Source organism: Geobacillus sp. C56-T3, from assembly GCF_000092445.1.
Taxonomy (GTDB): domain Bacteria; phylum Bacillota; class Bacilli; order Bacillales; family Anoxybacillaceae; genus Geobacillus; species Geobacillus thermoleovorans.
On the sequence record NC_014206.1, the window covers coordinates 3,178,172 to 3,197,188 of the forward strand.

Sequence of the window (19,017 nt, forward strand, 5' to 3'; positions counted from 1 at the left end):
ACGGTCGGTTTCCCTTCAACGAACCTAAGCCTGCGTAGGTTTTTTGAAGGGCTCCCGACAGCATCGTCCACTATTTTATTCTATACTTACTATACAAAAGTTGTTTCAATTATACAATAACTTTGTTGAGTTGTCATGGAAAATTTTATTTTGTCAACTGTTTCTCCAAATCGTTGAACAGCTTAAAGACAATAATCCGCTCACCCGTTCGGGTGCTTAAATCGGTATGGAAACTTTTCACCTGCTCGCCTGTGATTTCCAAAATCATTTCTTTCAAGTCATCAACTCCCGATTCCACTAGGCTCGTCCGCGACCGTTTCACCGCCAGCATTCCCTCCTTCGATTCACAAAGAGCGTACTCAGCAGGTGTTAGGATGCCGTGCAGGGAAACGATAATCATATCGCGCAAAATATCGGTTTTCACTGACACCGAGCCGCGGCCGAGAAAATCTTTTTCCCATTTCGTCAACGCTTTGCTGATTTCCGATTCCATCCAACCTTTTGACTTGTTCATGCCTTGATCCCCCTAACCAACCCGCGGCTTCCCACCGCCATCCGCCACGTTGCACTGATAAACATTATTATAGCCGCAATTGATGGATAGCGCTAGAGGAAAATGGGCAAGGCGCCGATAGAAAGCGGATTCATTCGCGTTTTGCCAGGGCATGAGGCATCGTCTATAAGAACAAGAGCAGCGGCCCCGCACCGGTCGCGCCTGGGTCGATACCGGCACACGGCCGCCCCTGTTGAAACAAGAGCGTCCGTTGTTCCGTTGGCCAGCAGGGAAAACAAACGCCCTTGCCGCACATCCTGCGACCCTATTTTTTGTTGCAACTGGGAAAAACAAAAACCAAGCCATTCCTCCTCCCCAATAACCCCGTCATCCAACCTGCACGGAAACGTCGCCAAGAACAAGCAAACCGGCTTTCTCCTTTCCAAGCTGGCTACTGCTTTATACACCGGAGCGACCGCAGCCGGTTCAGCGCCGCCGCCAGCTCGAAGCGGCGCGGGCGAGCAAGTTCACCCGGATTCCCTTTTCGGAACGAAACGGAGCCTAGCCCTTGACGGTCCCATTGTTCTTCGATCGCATCGAGTAGTTGGCGGATGGTTTTCTTCCCGTCGAGCCATCCTTTTCGTTCCATATACAGCAGCGCCGCGGCAATCGCCCGAGTCTGGCTGTCATCGACCAGCTGCTCAAGCGCATAAAGCAATAGATCGGTTTGCCCGTACTGAATAACGTGCCGTCCGCGCGCGACGGCTTTTGCTTTTTTTCCTTTTTGGCTGTTCAAACTTTCGGGCAGGGGAATGCGCTCGCGAATGTGGCCGAACGACTCTCCGCCTTCCGCTTTCCGTCCCGACGGCATCTCTGCAGCGATCCGCTTCGCCTCCCCCGTCACATCAAACGGGACGTACTGCTCCATTTTGATCACGCAATCAGCGATATCGAAGTAATCCCCCAACCCGCCGACGACAAGAACCGTCGAAATGCCGTAATCGCGAAATAGTTGACGCGCCTTGTCGATATACGGCGTGATTGGTTCGGCTTCTTTCGCCACGAGCGCCTGCATGCGTCCATCGCGGATGAGCAAATTCGTCGCGCTTGTATCTTCGTCAATCAAAAACGCCGATGCCCCCGCTTCAATCATTTCGATCATGCTCGCGGCCTGTGAGGTGCTGCCGCTCGCGTTTTCCGTCGAAAACTGTGTTGTCTCTTTGCCGTACGGCAGCGTGCCAATGAGCGGCGAAATGTCAACACTGGCGACGCTCCGGCCGTCTTCGGCGCGAATTTTCACCGCCCCGCTGTCGGTGATGACAAACTCCCGCCCGTCGCCGGCGATATGGTCATACACGCCGTGCTCTAACGCCTGAAGCAGCGTCGATTTGCCGTGATACCCGCCGCCGACAATAAGCGTAATCCCTTTGCGGATGCCCATGCCTTTGATCGGTTCAGCGCGATGCGGAACGGGGATCGCAATCTCCAGCTCCGGCGGGCTTTGAAACGGCACCGCTCCATGTTGCAGCGGCTTGTCGCTCACTCCGCTCTCCCGCGGCAAAATCGCGCCGTTTTTGACAAACGCCACCAAACCATGCTCGCGCAAATAACAGCGAATGGCGTGCTGCTGATCGGCCAGCTCCACCGCCGGGCGGATGTCTTCTTCCCGAAGGCCGTACACCGCCCGCTCAATGACGGATGGAATTTGCTCGAAAAAGATGGCCTCGGCTTCTTTCGCCAAAATGCGCCGTCCATTCGCCGGCAAGCCGACCGACAAACAAACGGTGATCGTCTCGTCAGCCACTTGCACCGCCGTCCGCTCAAGCACTTTTTGCCCCGGCGCATCAATCAAGACGAGTCCACTTTTTCCCGACCCGCGCGCCCGCAGCGGCCATTGCCGCAATTCGCGGTGGACGCGGCGCAAAAGCAAATCCTCACAGCGAATGCGGCGCGGTTTCGTATCGGTCCACTCCGCTGCCAGCGCCGTTTTCGCCCGCGGCACGATCACGCGGACCTTGGACGGCTCAGCGAACGGATCGCCTTGCACATGGTCAATTGCGAGCGTAAACGTTGGAAACCGATACGTACCTTCGATCGCTTTATATGCCTTATAGCCTTTTTGATCGATCGACCGCAGCCGTTGTCTCAGCGTTTCCATCCAGCCATCCCCTTTCTTTTTCCCTTGACTCCTACTTCTAACAGACACCTTTCAGAATTGGATCCAACTCCAAGGATGCCCAGCCATGCCTAATGGATCCTGCGTGACACTTCCATAGCAATGTTCAGTCCTTGCCTTTGTTCTAAAACGACCCCTATGCACCATTTTGATTGTACCGCAAACCGATCCCCTTCATCCATCACCAGCAAAAACAGCGGCCCGCCTATTCTTAGGGCGAGCCGCCTGCTGCTTAACGATCTTTCATCTCTATCCAAATTAGACGATGCAAGAGGTGATTCGTTTCTCCTTTGCCGCTAAACGAAAACGCCATCATCATGTCCCGCAAAACGTCCGGTACGGGCGGGCGGACGGCGGGGGCAGTTCCGCGTATTTCTCTTGCTCCCGCGAGTAGGCGTACGGGTCGGCCAGCGCTTCCAAGAAACGCTCCATCACGCTGTAGTCGCCGCAGTTGACCGCGGCGGCCAACGCCTCTTCAACCCGGTGGTTGCGTGGAATCACAGCCGGATTATGGCGGCGCATCTGTTCATACGCTTCCTCTCTTGACACCGATTCTTGGCTGAGCCTTGTCTGCCAGCGCTCATGCCACTCTCGGAACTCAGCGGAATCAAACAGCGCCATCCCCGTATATTCGCCTAACGTCAACGCCCGGAACGTGTTCGTATAATCAGCGCGGTGCGCCTCCATCAGCCGCAATAAATCCGCAATCAGCTTCTGATCCCCTTCCTGCTCCTCGGCAAGGCCGAGCTTCGCCCGCATCCCGCTAAGCCAATGGTCGTGGTATTGCTTCGGATACTCATCAAGCGCCCCTTGGGCAAGCGCGATCGCTTTTTCTTCATTCTCATCAAGCAACGGCAACAAGCTTTCCGCAAACCTTGCCAAATTCCAGCCCCCGATGTACGGCTGGTTTCCGTACGCATACCGCCCTTCCGTATCAATCGAACTGAACACCGTCTCCAGGCTGTATGTGTCCATAAACGCGCACGGCCCATAGTCGATCGTTTCCCCGCTGATCGTCATATTGTCCGTGTTCATCACCCCGTGGACAAAGCCGACAAGCTGCCATTTCGCGATCAGTTCCGCTTGGCGTTCGATCACTTGTTCAAGCAAAAACAAATAGCGGTTCTCAGCTTCCTCAAAGCCAGGAAAATGGCGCCAGAGCGCATAATCGGCCAGATCGCGCAACTCCTCTATCGTCCCCCATTGCGCCGCATATTGAAACGTCCCGACGCGCAGATGGCTCGAGGCGACACGGGTCAACACCGCCCCAGGCAATTCCGTTTCGCGCATAATCGTCTCTCCCGTGGTGACGACCGCAAGACTTCGCGTTGTCGGGATGCCAAGCGCGTGCATCGCCTCGCTCACAATGTACTCCCTCAGCATCGGCCCAAGCGCCGCCCGCCCATCGCCGCCGCGCGAATACGGCGTCCGGCCCGAGCCTTTCAGCTGGATGTCCACCCGCTCGCCGCTTGGGGTGACGTGCTCGCCAAGCAGCACCGCCCGTCCGTCGCCAAGCATCGTAAAATAACCGAACTGATGCCCCGCATACGCCTGCGCCAGCGGCTCAGCTCCGTCTGGAATTTTGTTCCCAGCTAACACGACCACCCCATCTTCACTTCGCAGCGCTTCCTCATTCAACCCAAGCTTGACTGCCAACGAACGATTGAGCACCGCCAGCTTCGGCGCGCGCACCGGCGTGGGGAGGACTTTGCTGAAAAAGCGCTCCGGCAGCCTTGCATAACTGTTGTCGAACTTCCATCCTGCGTCCAACATCGTCATCTCCTTTGCGGCCAAAACAGCCTTTTTATATGAGTTTATTGTACGGCAAAGCGGGCGGCATGATAAACCGAAAACGCGCGATCCTAAACCAAAAACCGAACCGTCAACGTTCGACGAAAACCACCATATTTTCTCTTTCTTTCTCGCCCCGTTTCTTTGTATAATACCTGTGAGGAGGTGAGAAAAAGTGGAAGAGAAAACAATCATTCAAGCGGTGCTTCAAGCGCTCGAACAGCATTCTGACAAAATTAGCTCGAAAATGCAGGAAATGGAGCAACGACTGCATCATGAAATGCAAACGATGGAACAGCGACTTCACCATGAAATGCAAACAATGGAGCAACGACTCCGCAGCGAGATGCAAGAAATGGGGCAACAGCTCCGGGCAGAAATCCGTGCTGTTGAGACTCGGCTTGAGGCCAAAATCGACTCCCTTCGTGAGGAAATGCAACAGATGAACGGACAACTGAACGAACGAATCGACCACCTTGAAGAAGAATTAACAGATACTCAAGCCTCGGTCGAAGTGTTGACAACAAAAGTGCTCCACCACGACCGAAAACTTCGCCAACTGACCAAGCAAGCGTAACCCCTCTCAGTTAGCCAGCCATTTTCCCTGTCCACCGCACGTCAAAAACCGCTTCCGTTTCATCTTCCATGTTCATCTTGATGAAACGGAGCGGTTTTGGTGTTCACAGAACACCTACTCCCTATCAAAAAATGAATCGCGTTCGACATAGCATACTCTCAATGCATAGCGCTTGTGCCACTCACACGCTCTTCATTTCACCAATCCATGCCGAAACGCATAAATAACCGCTTGCGTCCGGTCTTGGACGCCGAGTTTGGCGAGGATGTTGCTTACATGCACTTTCACCGTTTTAAGTGAAATGAACAATTCATCGGCCATTTCTTGATTCGTTTTCCCTTGCGCCATCAACAAAAGCACTTCCATCTCCCGGCTCGTGAGCTGCTCATGCGGCAGGCGCTCTTCTTGTTTCCGATAGTTTCGCATCACTTTTCCGGCCACTTCCGGTTCGAACACCGACTGCCCGTGGAACGTGGCGCGAATGGCGTCGGCAATTTCGCTCGCTTTCGATGTTTTCAATAAATAGCTCGTCGCCCCTGCTTCAAGCGCGGCAAACACGTTTTCATCATCCAAAAAACTCGTCACGACAATGATTTTCGCCTCCGGCCACGCGCCGATGATTTCGCGCGTCGCCGCAATGCCGTCCATCGGTTCCATCACGAGGTCCATTAAAATGACATCCGGACGCAACTGGAGGGCGAGCTCCACCCCTTTTTTACCATCTTCCGCCTCGCCAATCACCTCCATATCTGGTTGGGCGGATAAATACGCCGACACGCCAAGCCGCACCATTTCATGATCATCGACCAGCAGCACCTTAATCACGGTCATCCCCCCTGTGCAAAAGCGGCACTTTCACTTCCAACCTCGTTCCTTGACCTTTTAAGCTGACAATTTTCAACATCCCACCGATTTCCGCCGCCCGCTCATACATGTGCTGCAACCCGTACGAGCCGCTTTTCGAACGTTCCACATCAAAGCCAACGCCATCGTCGGTGACGCGCAAAATGGCAAACCCGTCCCGTTCGATGAGCAATACTTCCAACGACTTCGCTTTCGCATGGCGCAGCGTGTTGGAAAGCGACTCTTGCAAAATGCGGAACAGATGGTCCTCGACTCCTTTATCCAGCGAAATGTCTTCGATTTTCCATTTCATCTCGAGCGGCACTTTACCCGCCAGTTCAGTAAGCAGTTCGTTCATCCCTTCTTGGAGCGATTTTCCTTTCAGATGCACCGGCCGCAAGTGCAGAAGCAGCGCCCGCATTTCCAATTGCGACTGGTGAATCATTTGTTCGACCATTTTCAGTTGCTTCCGATGGCGTTCATCATCGGGCGGCATCGTTTCCATGACGGCTGACATCATCATCGAAGCGGCGAACAATTGTTGGCTTACGGAATCATGCAGTTCCCGCGCCAGCCGCGTGCGTTCTTCGGAAAGAATGCGTTCAACGAGTCGTTCTTCCTGTTCGGCCTTTTCCGCCGCCAATTTTTGAACGCGTTTCGTTTGCTCGAGCCATTGCGTTTGCAGCTTCACGATTTGCCGCCAAAGCTCTTGCAGTTCCGGCGGCGGCTCTTCCCGATGCAACTCCCCCATCTCTCCTTGTTCAATGTGCCGAAGCGCCTGCACAACCGCTTGCCATTGCTTGCGAAAGAAGGAATCAAGCATAAGTCCAACAGCAATCCCCATACACAGGCTTACAGCGAACACAAACAACAAAAACGGCAACCCCATCACAGTTTGATCCCACAAAGACGACCACATTCCAGGCGGAAGGAAATAGAGAAAGGAAATGAGCAACGCCACAGCAAGCGCAAGCGCAAGCAAAACAGAAGCGAGCATCGGTCGGCTCATACGCGTGTCACCTCGACATTGCCAATGATCATCGAGGTGACGATTTTTAGCTTTTGCTCCGCTTGATCATACGAAGAAGTTTGATAAATGAGCGTCTCGTTGAACATTTTTTCCTGTTCCTTGCCAAACAGCGAGGCAACACCGAAAATGGCGGAATGAACGAGCCGTGTTTCAATTTCGTACGGAACGAGAATTCGAATGTTGCCGATCAACCCTCTCACGATAATGACCGCTTCCCCTTTCGGAAGCACAGTATAGCTGACATCAATGACCGTATCCCCGATCCCCGTTTGGATATTGACATCATTCCACTCATACGCCCGTTCTGGGGTCGCTTGCCGGCCAACCCATACATTTTGAAACAGCGGTTGACGGCGCACGATTTCCTCTCCCCCATACGAGTTCTCAGCCATAGTCGGGCGGATCACCGTCGGATGCCGCTTCGACTGAAACAATTGCCAAAGGGCATAACCCAACAGCGCGACCATGACAAAACGAGCGGCCATCATCGTTAACACATGAATGGCCAACATGATGCAGCCAAGCCAAAACAGCCATTTTCCTTTCCGCCGATGCCATTTTTTCCTTCCAACATAAATCAAACAGACCGATATACTTAACGAAAACAGCACGCCCGGGCGAAAAAACGAAATTTCGATTGCAAAAAGGAGCAGTGTCACCAAAACAACCCAACTGACATAGTCAGTTTTCTTCCGTTGATCAAGCATGTGGGGAGCCCCCTGTTGTCCAAAATGAAAAAGGCGTAACCATGTACGCCTTTAGCATATCCGGTTATTTTCCTTCCTGCAACTGCTTTTCCAGCTGAGCGATGCGCGCATCGATCGTGCTTCGGTAATAATCGGAGCGAACTTGCTGCTCAAGGCGGTCAAGGTAGACTTCCGCATCAGCAAACGCCGCCAACGCCGGGCCGGTGTCCCCGTTGACCACCCGATGGATGCGGTAGTGCGCCCGAGCCGCATTCTCCCGCCCCATCAGCTCCATGCGCCGCATTTGCATATCTTTCAGCTTATGCTTCATTTCTTCATATTTCGCTTCTAACTCAAACAGCTCGCGGCTCGTTTGCTCGAGCAGCTGTTTTAAGCGGGCCGCGCGTTCCGCATATTGCGCTTGTTCACGCCGCGCAAATTCGGCCAGCTCCATTTCCCCGGCTTGCGCCGCCACCTCCGCCTGCTTGCTTCGTTTTTCCGCCATCTGTTCGGCTTCGCGATGTTCGCGGGCAAATTGCTCTTTCAGCACATATTGGCGCTCGAGCAGCTGCCGCACCCGCTCGACTTCCTGTTCACATTGGCGCAAATAGTGATTGAGAAGCGCGATCGGGTTTTTCTTTTCTTTTTCGTCAAGCCATTCATGGAGATCGGCTTCAATGATCGTTTTCAAGCGTGAGAACACACTCATCATCGATTCGCTCCTTTTCCATTGATTTCATGAATAATGCTTTTGCAGCTCCGCCCATTGTTTTTCAAAGTTGACAAACGGGTCATCTGCTTCTGGAACGACGCGCTCGTCTTTCACCCCGTTCCATTTTTTATACACGACATACAGCACATACGCCGGGACAAGCGCGATGAGCGCTGGCACATTCGAAGCGCTGGCCACCAACGCCGCACAGCCAATGAGCGCCCACACCACTTTCCCGAATGTCGACGGGGCTTTCAACCATTTCTTGAACGCATAGTACAGCACCGCCAGCGTGATTGCCAACCCGACAAGCGGCCCAAGATGAAACAGCAGCACAAGCAACGCCACCGCGCCGGCAACGAACAGCACGATCTTTTTTGCCATCCTTTCGCCTCCTTTCGTTTTCCATCATACCGCGGACAATCCGTTTCTCATCATGTTCCATAGATATATTTTGTCTACGACTGGAGGCGTATTTTTCATTTTACAAGGCCTTAAAAATAAAACTGACAGCCATGTTGACATGACTGTCGTTTCTAGCGCTTTATCATAGCGCTTAATCCCTTGTTTTAAAATGGATTGAATAATACCCGACTTTCTTTCTCTCATTATGAACGGTTATTTTTGCAATAGAACGAGCTTATTTGGTGTTTACAATTCCAACCGAACCTTCGCCACACACTCCACATGCGCCGTGTGCGGAAACATGTCCACCGGCTGGATGTAGTCGACGCGGTATTGTGCGGCCAAGGCATCGAGATCGCGGGCGAGGCTGGATGGGTTGCACGAGACGTAGACGACCGTTTTCGGGCGGACGTGGAGAATCGTTTCAAGCAACGCCCGGTCGCAGCCGACGCGGGGCGGGTCGACGATGATGACGTCCGGCTTCCAGCCTCCTTTCACCCATTTTGGCAGCCAATATTCGGCTTTGCCGACGACATAGTGCGTGTTGGTGAAACCATGCTTTTTGGCGTTGTTTTGCGCGTCTTCGATCGCTTCCGGAATCGTGTCCATGCCGCGCACTTCTTTGGCATCGCGAGCAAGCCACAAACCGATCGTGCCGACGCCGCAGTAAGCGTCAACGATCCGCTCCGTTCCGGTGAGGGCGGCCGCTTTTTTCACTTCGTCGTACAATTTCACCGTCTGCAACGGGTTGAGCTGGAAAAAGGCACGCGACGACAGTTCAAACGACAAATCGCCGAGCGTTTCTTGAATATATTCGTCGCCGGCGAGCACTTCTGTCTCGTCGCCGAAAATAAGCGACGTTTTTTCGCCGTTGATGTTTTGCACGATCGATTTCACTTCTGGAAGACGGCGGCGAATTTCGTCAATGAGCAGCTGTTTGCGGGGGATGTCTTTTGTCGCCGTCACCAGCACAAGCTGGATGTCGCCCGTATGGAAGCCAACGCGGACGACGATCGTCCGCACGACGCCCGTTCTTGTCCGCTCGTTGTAAATCGGGATGCGCAAGTCTTGCAAAATCGTTTTCACAATGTTCGTGACGCGCGTCGTTTGCGGATGCTGGACGCGGCATTCCGATAAATCGATGAGCCGGTGGGAGTTGATGCCGTACAGCCCGGCGAGCACCTTCCCTTCCTTCATTCCAACTTGAAACTGGCTTTTGTTTCGGTAATGCCACGGGTTGTCCATGCCGATCGTCGGGCGGATGTCAAGCTTGTCGACATCGAGGCGCCGGGCATGGCGGCGGAGCGCCTGGATGACAATGTCGCGCTTCGCCTCGAGCTGCGCCTCGTACGATAAGTGCTGCAACTGGCAGCCGCCGCACTGGTCATAGAGCGGGCATGGCGGCTTGATGCGGTTTGGCGAGCGCTTGCGGATGCGCTTGATTTTCGCCTCGGCGTAGGTTGGGTGGATGTCCGTCGCCTCAACGATGACTTCTTCCCCCGGCAACGCACCGGGGACGAAGACGACTTGTTTTTGGAAATAACCGACCCCTTCGCCGTTAATGCCGATCCGTTGAATCTTCACCGGAAATTGCTCGCCTTTTTTGATTTTGATGTTCATTTGTTGCTTTGCCATATCGGTCCCTCTCATTCGATACTTCTCCATAAATAAAGCGCCGCATAGCTGGCGTACGGCTTCCACCGCTCGCTAAGCGCCGCCATCTCTTTTGTGGTCGGCCGCTTCGGAAGACCGAACCATTTTTCGACCGCCCGCTGCAAACCGATATCCGCCGGCGGAAAGACGTTCGGACGGCCGAGGCCGAAGAGGAGGAAATTTTGCACGGTCCACGGACCGATGCCGCGCACGGCGGTCAGCTTCTCCATCACCTCGCCGTCTTCCATCTGCTCGAGTTCATCAAGCCGCAGCTTCCCCTCGGCAATGAGGCGCGACACATCGACGATATATTCGGCTTTCCGCCCGCTCAGCTGCAAGGCGCGCAAGTCATCGTACGAACGGGCGGCCACTTCTTCCGGGCGCGGGTAAAACCAAACACCGTCCCGCTCCTCGCCAAACGCTTTCACAAACCGCTCTGTGAGCCGGTAACCGACTTTAAGATGAAGCTGCTGGTGGATCAAACATTTCATTAGGCAAAAATACAAGTCAAAATCGAGCACAAGCGGCAGCCCCTCATACTCGGCAAACAGCGGCGCCAGCTCGGTCGCGCGAAAATGATCATACACCAGAACGAGCGGCGTCCGCCATTGAAATAAATGAGAGACGCGCTCGATGATGTCTTCCTGCCGCTTGGGATGCGGCGCCGAGACGACAAAGCGAGGATCGTCTTTTGTGCCGATGCTTTCAATCACGACCGGCACCTTTAAACCATCGAGATGAAGCGGCACGGTGATGCGCCGCCGCTCTAAATCGACCGCCAGGAGCGGATCCAATGCAAGCCGTTCAAGCGCGTGGGCGAAATCATACGGCGCCGGCACAGTGATCGTTCGTTTCCACATCGTTCTCACCTTTCTCATTTGTCCGTGCCCCTATTATAACGAAAAACGCCCCGTCGAACCAACTTGTTGGCAGGACGAGGCAGCGGCATATGGTTCGGTTGACAGAACGAGGCGGGTTTTCGAATGGTCCAACACACAACGTTTCGTACCGCTTTTGTGCTCAAGTGATGAAAGCGGCTTATGGGCGAAACAGCCACGGATGAAGGCCGGTCTTTTTGGCCATAAGGTCATCAAGGCTGGCGAACGTGTACCCTTGTTTGCGCAAGTCGTCGATCACGTTCGGCAATGCTTCGGCGTTGTCTTTGGACACGGAATGCAACAGCAAAATCGCCCCCGGATGGATTTGTTTCATGATTTGGTCGTAAGCATATTGCCAGCCGCGCTGGCGGTCGGTTTGCCAGTCAACGAACGCCAGCGACCAAAAGACGTGATAATAGCCAAGGTCGCGGGCGAGAGATAACGTCCGCTCGCTGAAAATGCCGCGCGGCGGGCGAAGGTACATCATCCCTTTTTGTCCGATCAGCTCTTCTGTCTTTTCCTTGACTTTTTCCAGCTCTTCGCGCACCTGCTCATCGCTTTCAGTTGTTAAATCGGGATGATGCCACGAATGGTTGCCGATGATATGCCCTTCCGCCGCCATCCGTTTGACTAAATCGGGCGCTGTTTGCAAATAATGGCCGGTGACAAAAAAGGCGGCCGGCACATGTTTTTCCTTTAACACGTCCAAAATTTGCGCCGTATAGCCGTTTTCATACCCGTTGTCAAATGTTAAATAGATCGTTTTTTCGCTCGTGTCGCCTAAATAAAAGGCGTCATATTTGGCGAGCAGCTCATCGAGCTCTTTTCCCGCCGATGGGGGCTCGTGGTTTTCGCTTCGCTTCAATCCCCAATGGATCGGCGCATTGCTTATGGCAAAAGCAGGGGCGGGAAAAAGCGCGAGCGCTAAAACGAGAGAAATGAGCCATCTCATGCCTAGTTCCTCCTTGGCCGCCATCTTTTCCTCTTTCTTATTGTTTTCACCCCTGACCGCTTTACGCGCGCCATTTTTTGCAAAAAAAAGCCCCAAAAGCGAGCGCTTTGGGGACAGAGAAGAAAACGGGATCAGCTTGTGAATACCAATAGCCATGTGCTTGAAATTCAGCTCTCCCTCTTACTTGAACACCGGCTCTTTGAACTGGGCCAGCTTTTCAAGCGACGATTTTTCCACATCTTCATGCAAGCTGTTGCCGTGCGAATCCATCGTGACAACAGCAGTGAAGTTTTCGACGCGCAAATGCCACATCGCTTCGGGGATGCCAAACTCCAGCAAATCAACGCCTTCCACGGATTTGATGCAATCGGCGTAATATTGCGCCGCGCCGCCGATGGCGTTCAAATACACGCCGCCGTGTTCTTTTAACGCTTGCAGCGTCTTCGCGCCCATGCCGCCTTTGCCGATGACAGCACGGACGCCGAATTTTTTCATGATGTCGCCTTGGTACGGCTCTTCACGGATGCTTGTCGTCGGGCCGGCAGCTTTGGCGTGCCAGCGGCCTTCTTCATCTTTTAACATGACCGGGCCGCAATGATAAATGATTTGCCCGTTCAAGTCGACCGGCGCGTCATGGTCCATCAAATATTTATGAATGGCATCGCGGCCGGTGTAAATGACGCCGCTGATGCGGACGACGTCGCCGACGCGAAGCTGGCGCACTTGTTCTTCCGACAGCGGCGGAACAAGGTCGATGACGCGCGTGTCGCCTTGTTCAAGCGCCGCGGCGGCTTCCGCTTTTTCCAACTCTTTTGCAAAATCGACGTCTTCGCCGTCTTGGTACAGCCATTCGATGATCTCACCGGTCGCCGGATCGATTTTCACGCCCATGCGCCGGAACGCCCAGCAGTTGTAGGCGACCGAAACGAAGAAGCTCGCCGGGATGCGGTGCATGACGCCGATTTTACAGCCAAGCAGCGTCGATTCGCCGCCAAAGCCCATCGTACCGATGCCAAGTTTGTTGGCGTTTTCCATAATGTATTCTTCGAGTTGGCGCAATTCTTCGATCGGGTTGACGTCATCAACCGGACGGAACAGCTGCTCTTTCGCCAACTCATAGCCGGATGAGCGGTCGCCGCCGATGCCGACGCCGATAAAGCCGGCGCTGCATCCTTGCCCTTGCGCTTGGTACACCGCATGCAAAATGCATTTGCGGATGCCGTCCAAATCGCGGCCAGCGCGGCCGAGCCCCTCGAGTTCACACGGAAGGCTGTATTGGATGTTTTTGTTTTCACAGCCGCCGCCTTTTAAAATGAGGCGAACGTCAATGTAATCGTTTTCCCATTGTTCGAATTTAATGACCGGCACGCCTTCCCCTAAATTGTCGCCGCTGTTTTTGCCGGTGAGCGAATCGACCGAGTTCGGGCGCAGTTTGCCGTTTTTCGTCGCTTCGGCAATGGCGGCCCGGATCGCTTTTTTCATTTCGATTTGGTTGACGCCGACCGGCACTTTGATTTTAAACGTCGGCAAGCCGGTGTCTTGGCAAATGGGAGACACGTTTTCATCCGCCATCTGAATATTCTCGACGATCGTATTGAGCGCCATGGCCGCCCGCGTGCCGGCGTTTTCGCGCGCTTTCGCCCGAGCGATCGCTCGACGGACATCCTTTGGCAGCTTCGTAGATGTTTCCACAATCAAGTCATACATGCTTTGCTGGAATTTTTCCATTTGTGCAAACGCCCCTTCCCCTGTTTATCGTCCATATGCAGTTGTCCCATCTTTTCCTATTATACTCCGTTTTCCAGCGTTGTGTAAAAAATCTTTCTTTTCGATCTCATGATTGTTCCATCCTCATCATACGAATGGGGTAGATGCAAAACATCCAAAACGATTGACAAGCGCTGCTAAGGCGGCTAATAATGAACGATAGGACTTTGTCATGGAGAGAGGAGAAAGTAATGCGTTCATCGACCATACCGGCCATTACGCCGGCGTATGACCCTTGGGAAGCGTACGTCGATATTGAAGAATATGGAAAACTACAACTGACGAATATTGAGTTTACCACAACGACGCTTTGCAATATGCGCTGCGAGCATTGTGCTGTTGGCTATACGTTGACAATGAAAGATCCCGAGGCGCTGCCGCTTGATATGTTGCTCCGCCGGCTCGAGGAAATTCCGCATTTGCGGTCATTAAGCATCACTGGCGGCGAGCCGATGCTGTCATTAAAATCCGTCGAACAATACGTCGTTCCCCTTCTCCGCTACGCGCACGAGCGCGGGGTGCGGACGCAGCTTAATTCGAACTTGACGTTGGATTTGTCTCGCTATGAACCAGTCATTCCGTATTTGGATGTGCTCCATATCTCGCACAACTGGGGGACGGTCGACGACTTTGTCGAAGGTGGTTTTGCCATGATGGAGCGGAAGCCGACGCGCGCCCAACGCGAGAAATACTTCCAGCGCATGCTTGACAATGCAAAAGCGCTGGCAAATGCCGGCGTGATGGTATCCGCGGAAACGATGTTAAACAAACGGACCGTCCGCCACTTGGAAGCGATCCACCGCCAAGTTGTCGAGGAAATGGGCTGTCGGCGCCATGAAATCCATCCGATGTATCCGAGCGATTTTGCCAGCGCTTTAGAGACGTTGAGCTTGAACGAATTGCGCGAAGCGATCCACCATTTGCTTGACATTCGCGACGAAAACGTCTGGATGCTGTTTGGCACGCTGCCGTTTTACCCGTGCAGCGACAACGAAGAAGATGTGCGCCTATTGAAGCGGCTGTATGAAAGCAAAAACGTCACCGTGCGCAACGATCCAGACGGACGTTCACGGCTCAATGTCAATATTTTCACCGGCGATGTCATCGTCACCGATTTCGGTGATGAACCGCCGCTTGGCAACATCATTCACGATTCGCTGCCAGACGTGTATGACAAATGGCGGCGCTCAAAGCTTGCTAGGGAGCTTCTTTGCCACTGCCCGTCGGCACTATGCCTCGGACCGAACGTCCTTGTGAAGCAGACGTATTACCGCGGCGTCGATTTTACGAAGCGGTCCGCGCGCATTGGCCGATAAAAAACGTCAAGGAGCTTTTCCTTGACGTTTTATCTTGGCTGTTCACTCACCACATATGACATGTACAGGCGATCCTGCACCGGAATCCACGCCCCAACCCCTCTTGTCGTCACGTTTTTGACGACAATTTTCTTTTTGTTTCCTTTGAGCACGACGTACACTTCCCCGTATGTTACTTTCCCTTTTTCATTCACCGCCGGAGCGTACGCGTACAAATAACCTATTTTTTTCGCCGGTACGTTGTACGGTTGGTCTTTTTTCGTGCCAAGGCCGACAACCGTGCTGAAAGAGAGCGGCAAGTTCGTCTTTTCCATCGCTTTGTTTAACATCATCCGCTTAACCGCGTCTTCATTCGGCACTTTCACCGTCAACCCGCCGCGGACGTATTTTTGCATTTCTTGTTTATAGTACAACTTTTGCGCCGTATCGCCGCCGCGGTTATCAAGGAAATTCGTGTTGACCTTTTGATATTCCCAGTTCGTCGACGTTTCGATCGACTGGTAATTGAGCGGCCATTGGCCTAAATAAATCGTCGCCCTGAAGCCAATGGCCCATGGCGTGTCGGTCGCCGAAGATTCATTAAAGAGATGGATCAATTCGGGATTCTCAATTTTCACATTCGCCGATCTTAACAGCTGTTTTGTAAACGAGCTCGGTTCCAAATGCGGCAAATCTTGCGTCGGGTTCGGATACGTATTTTCCTTCGATATATCAATCACCGCACCGGGCGCCGGTTTGCCGGCAGCCGCCAGCGCCGAAAACGCCGCCGCATAAAGAAGAAGCACGCTCCCAAACAGCGAAACAGCCCACTTTTTCATCGTCTTCACTCCTTTCTTCCCACGTTATTCACTGTTAGTTTCTTTCAAAATGCGCCGTTTATCCGCGGCGGCGAAAATTTTCCCCGTTTGACGCCCCACTTCCCGCACCCGCAAAAAAACACCCGGACGGCGAACGCCCGGATGCAGTCACTTACAGCAAGTAAAAACCGATGCCCATGATCGTATAGGCAGCGAGCAATGTTGCGCCTTCAAACCAGTTCGTATCACCATCATTTGACAGCACAATCATCAAAAGGACGGAAGCAGCCATCGCCACCAGCTCAGGAAGTGAAAAGACAAGCGGCATTTTTTCCGGAAACAAAAGCGAAACGAGCACAAGCACCGGCGCAACGAACATGGCGATTTGCAATGTCGAGCCGACGGCAATTTCCACCGCGACATTCATTTTGTTTTTGTACGCCATAATAACCGCGGAAGCGTGCTCCGCCGCATTGCCGACGATGGCCACGATGATGATCCCGATAAACAGCTCGCTCCAGCCGAATGACTCGGCGACCGTTTCAAACGTGTGAACGAGCCGTTCCGATAAATAGGCGACCGCAACCGTCGCCAGCGCCAAAATGGCGGTCGCTTTCCCTTTGCCCCATTCGGGCTCTTCATGTTCTTCCACTTCTTCTGATTTATGCTGATATACGCCGCGATGGGTGACAAGCCGGAAATAAAGGGCAGCGGCGTAAAGCAAGATCATGATGATCGAAATGCCAACGCTCAACGCGACTTGTTCGCTGTGATTCATATGCATGGTAAACACTTCCGGAATGACAAAAGCGATGAAGATGGCAAAAGTCAGCAGCCCGGCATTATGACGAGCATCATAAATGTTGAATTCTTGCCGCTTATATTTTAGTCCGCCGACAAAAAATGATAGCCCAGCCACCAAAAGCAAGTTCCCGAGCACCGAACCGGTTAAGGAAGCGAGCACGACGTCAACGAGTCCAGCCTGCAAGGCAAAAATGGAAATGATCAGCTCGACCGCGTTGCCAAACGTCGCGTTCAACAGCCCGCCAATGCGCGGTCCGGCGACGATCGCCAAGCTTTCCGTCGCTCGCCCCATGTAGCTGGCGAGCGCAATGATCGTCAAACAGTACAACACAAACATCAAGACAGTCGGCCAATGAAGAAACCCGCCGATGACCGACACCGGCACGCCGATCCATGTCATCCAAGCAAACACCTTGTTCATTTCTCTTCCACCTTTCCTCTTGATTGTTTTCGTTGCATTGACCGCCGTTTCTATGTACGATGGATAAGGGCATTCATTCGCCCTGGGAAACATCCGGCCTCGCTTGTTTGATCGGCCGGCGATTTCAACTGAAATGGGGATGCACGATGCGTTTTGCCATCTTAACCGGGATTGTCGCCGTCTCTGGTCTGTCGCAAGGGATGTTGCTGCCGCTTCTGGCGATGCTTCTTGATGAAAACGGCGTCTCTTCGTCCGTTAACGGGGCGCACGCCGCCGCCCTGTATATCGGTGTCTTGACCATTTCGCCATTTTTGGAACGGCCGCTGAGACGCTATGGCTATCGGCTCCTCATTCTCCTTGGTGGTTTCATTGTAATATGTTCGCTTATTCTTTTTCCACTTTTTCCTTCTCTTTTCTTTTGGCTTGTTCTTCGCTTTGCCATCGGCATCGGCGATCATATGCTTCATTTTGCGACACAAACGTGGATTACGGACTTTTCGCCGCCGGCTGAACGCGGACGGCGATTGTCGCTGTATGGGTGGGCGTTCGGCCTCGGCTTCACCATCGGCCCGCTGTTGGCTTCACTCGCTTCGGTCGAGAAGGCGCTTCCGTTTTATTTAGCTGCTCTCCTTAGTTTCGCCGGTTGGATCGGCGTCTTTTGGCTGCCGAACGAAAAACCAAAGCCGCTTGAACGCTCTTCGTCGGCGGCCGGTCGGTTTATTGGCGCTTGGAAACAGGCATGGCCAGCGCTTTTGTTGCCGTTTGCGTACGGTTTTTTAGAAGCGGCTGTTCATTCCATCTTCCCGCTGTACGCCTTGCGTGAGCGGATGAGCGCTGAGCAGATCGCCTTCATCTTGCCATGCTTCTCGCTTGGGGGCATCATCTTTCAGCTTCCGCTCGGAGCGCTCAGCGACCGGTTCGGGCGGCGCGAGATCATCACCGGTGCACTCTTGGCCGGCGCCGGTTGTTTTTTGATTGCCCTCACTGTCGGTGCGTCCACGGTTGGGTTGGCTGCCTGTTTGTTCACCGCTGGCATGTTTACCGGTTCGCTCTTCTCTCTCGGCATCGCCTATATGACCGACCTGTTGCCGAAAGAGCTGCTTCCCGCCGGCAATTTGTTGTGCGGGATGCTATACAGTCTCGGCAGCATGACAGGCCCGCCGCTTGCCGGCAGCGTGGTGGATCTCTCTAGTCGCGCCTTTTTCCTTGCGGTCAGCGCTGTCCTCCTCGTTCCGGCCATTTGCCTCGTCAGCCGCCGGGAACAGGAAACAGCGGCTTGACCGTTTTTTGTTTTTTTATTTTTTATTTTTTCAAAAAAAATCGTTGACCATTTTATTCCCTCTGTTATATAATAAAACCAAGATATCAAGTTTCTGTTTTAAAACAGTATAAAGGAGTGGCGATCATGAGCAGAACGGAACGGAAAAATATGATCGAGTTTATCGAAAAAGTGCGGGGATTGTCGCGCGAGGAACTCGCCTATATGACTGATGCAGAAATTGAATACATTTATGAGCGCTATTACCACCATCACGAAGAAATCGTTGAATAAAGCGGCAGCGGCTCGATGTGCCTGTGTTTGCATGAAAGGAAAGGTGCCCTCAAAAAAGGAAGGGCACCTTTTTTTGATTTCCATCTATACACATAAAACGACCGCCGGGGCACAATATTACAATATGTTGTGGTATGTTGAACGAAGAACCACCTTTTGAGACA

18 protein-coding genes are annotated in these 19,017 nt (G+C 53.2%); 4 read left to right on the forward strand and 14 right to left on the reverse strand.

Annotation, left to right across the window (positions count from 1 at the left end):
• Nucleotides 1–145: 145 nt before the first annotated feature.
• The 3 genes from GC56T3_RS15770 to GC56T3_RS15785 all read right to left on the reverse strand — a co-directional run bounded on the left by GC56T3_RS15770 (nucleotide 146) and on the right by GC56T3_RS15785 (nucleotide 4,442).
• Nucleotides 146–514 (reverse strand): DUF2294 domain-containing protein, encoded by a 369-nt coding sequence (locus GC56T3_RS15770; RefSeq protein ID WP_013146330.1) that lies wholly within the window; start codon nucleotides 512–514, stop codon nucleotides 146–148.
• Between the two features lie 430 nt (nucleotides 515–944).
• Nucleotides 945–2,651 carry an ABC-ATPase domain-containing protein gene (locus tag GC56T3_RS15780; protein ID WP_013146331.1) on the reverse strand — a complete coding sequence of 569 codons (1,707 nt, stop codon included), beginning with the start codon at nucleotides 2,649–2,651 and terminating at the stop codon, nucleotides 945–947.
• 333 nt (nucleotides 2,652–2,984) lie between these two features.
• Nucleotides 2,985–4,442 carry a YdiU family protein gene (locus tag GC56T3_RS15785; RefSeq protein ID WP_013146332.1) on the reverse strand — a complete coding sequence of 486 codons (1,458 nt, stop codon included), beginning with the start codon at nucleotides 4,440–4,442 and terminating at the stop codon, nucleotides 2,985–2,987.
• Between the two features lie 193 nt (nucleotides 4,443–4,635).
• Here GC56T3_RS15785 and GC56T3_RS15790 point away from each other — a divergent pair, with 193 nt between their 5' ends.
• Entirely contained in the window at nucleotides 4,636–5,037 is a 402-nt protein-coding gene (locus GC56T3_RS15790) for a hypothetical protein (RefSeq protein ID WP_013146333.1), read from the forward strand.
• Nucleotides 5,038–5,229: 192 nt separating this feature from the next.
• Here the strand turns inward: GC56T3_RS15790 and GC56T3_RS15795 are convergent, their stop codons facing one another.
• The 9 genes from GC56T3_RS15795 to GC56T3_RS15835 form a co-directional block, all read right to left on the reverse strand.
• A complete protein-coding gene (locus GC56T3_RS15795) occupies nucleotides 5,230–5,862 on the reverse strand; it encodes a response regulator transcription factor (RefSeq protein WP_013146334.1) in 633 nt (210 codons plus the stop codon).
• Entirely contained in the window at nucleotides 5,855–6,889 is a 1,035-nt protein-coding gene (locus GC56T3_RS15800) for a sensor histidine kinase (protein ID WP_013146335.1), read from the reverse strand. The genes GC56T3_RS15795 and GC56T3_RS15800 overlap by 8 nt, the downstream gene beginning before the upstream one ends.
• Complete coding sequence (gene liaF, locus GC56T3_RS15805; RefSeq protein WP_013146336.1) at nucleotides 6,886–7,617, reverse strand: cell wall-active antibiotics response protein LiaF; 732 nt, start codon at nucleotides 7,615–7,617, stop codon at nucleotides 6,886–6,888. Before liaF ends, GC56T3_RS15800 begins: the two co-directional genes overlap by 4 nt.
• Nucleotides 7,618–7,681: 64 nt before the next feature.
• Entirely contained in the window at nucleotides 7,682–8,305 is a 624-nt protein-coding gene (locus GC56T3_RS15810) for a PspA/IM30 family protein (protein ID WP_013146337.1), read from the reverse strand.
• A gap of 27 nt (nucleotides 8,306–8,332) precedes the next feature.
• Nucleotides 8,333–8,692, reverse strand: coding sequence for a permease (locus tag GC56T3_RS15815; protein ID WP_013146338.1), 360 nt, complete (start codon nucleotides 8,690–8,692; stop codon nucleotides 8,333–8,335).
• Nucleotides 8,693–8,959: 267 nt separating this feature from the next.
• A complete protein-coding gene (rlmD, locus tag GC56T3_RS15820; RefSeq protein ID WP_013146339.1) occupies nucleotides 8,960–10,363 on the reverse strand; it encodes a 23S rRNA (uracil(1939)-C(5))-methyltransferase RlmD in 1,404 nt (467 codons plus the stop codon).
• Nucleotides 10,360–11,226, reverse strand: a complete 867-nt coding sequence (locus GC56T3_RS15825; RefSeq protein ID WP_013146340.1) for a DNA-3-methyladenine glycosylase — start codon at nucleotides 11,224–11,226, stop codon at nucleotides 10,360–10,362. Before GC56T3_RS15825 ends, rlmD begins: the two co-directional genes overlap by 4 nt.
• A 178-nt stretch (nucleotides 11,227–11,404) precedes the next feature.
• Complete coding sequence (pdaA, locus tag GC56T3_RS15830) at nucleotides 11,405–12,196, reverse strand: delta-lactam-biosynthetic de-N-acetylase (RefSeq protein WP_013146341.1); 792 nt, start codon at nucleotides 12,194–12,196, stop codon at nucleotides 11,405–11,407.
• Nucleotides 12,197–12,376: 180 nt separating this feature from the next.
• Complete coding sequence (locus GC56T3_RS15835; protein WP_013146342.1) at nucleotides 12,377–13,924, reverse strand: fumarate hydratase; 1,548 nt, start codon at nucleotides 13,922–13,924, stop codon at nucleotides 12,377–12,379.
• 230 nt (nucleotides 13,925–14,154) lie between these two features.
• Between GC56T3_RS15835 and yfkAB the strand changes: the two genes are divergently transcribed.
• The gene (gene yfkAB / locus GC56T3_RS15840) at nucleotides 14,155–15,279 is read left to right on the forward strand and encodes a radical SAM/CxCxxxxC motif protein YfkAB (protein WP_013146343.1); all 1,125 of its coding nucleotides are present in this window, start codon (nucleotides 14,155–14,157) and stop codon (nucleotides 15,277–15,279) included.
• A gap of 29 nt (nucleotides 15,280–15,308) precedes the next feature.
• Here the strand turns inward: yfkAB and GC56T3_RS15845 are convergent, their stop codons facing one another.
• Complete coding sequence (locus tag GC56T3_RS15845) at nucleotides 15,309–16,097, reverse strand: YfkD famly protein (RefSeq protein WP_013146344.1); 789 nt, start codon at nucleotides 16,095–16,097, stop codon at nucleotides 15,309–15,311.
• A 151-nt stretch (nucleotides 16,098–16,248) separates the two neighbouring features.
• Entirely contained in the window at nucleotides 16,249–17,301 is a 1,053-nt protein-coding gene (cax, locus tag GC56T3_RS15850; protein WP_011229927.1) for a calcium/proton exchanger, read from the reverse strand.
• Nucleotides 17,302–17,447: 146 nt separating this feature from the next.
• On the opposite strand from cax, the gene GC56T3_RS15855 reads away from it, so the two are divergent.
• Together GC56T3_RS15855 and GC56T3_RS15860 are read left to right on the forward strand one after the other, a co-directional pair.
• The gene (locus GC56T3_RS15855) at nucleotides 17,448–18,581 is read left to right on the forward strand and encodes an MFS transporter (protein ID WP_013146345.1); all 1,134 of its coding nucleotides are present in this window, start codon (nucleotides 17,448–17,450) and stop codon (nucleotides 18,579–18,581) included.
• A 125-nt stretch (nucleotides 18,582–18,706) separates the two neighbouring features.
• Nucleotides 18,707–18,853, forward strand: coding sequence for a BH0509 family protein (locus tag GC56T3_RS15860; protein WP_011229925.1), 147 nt, complete (start codon nucleotides 18,707–18,709; stop codon nucleotides 18,851–18,853).
• Nucleotides 18,854–19,017 lie beyond the last annotated feature (164 nt).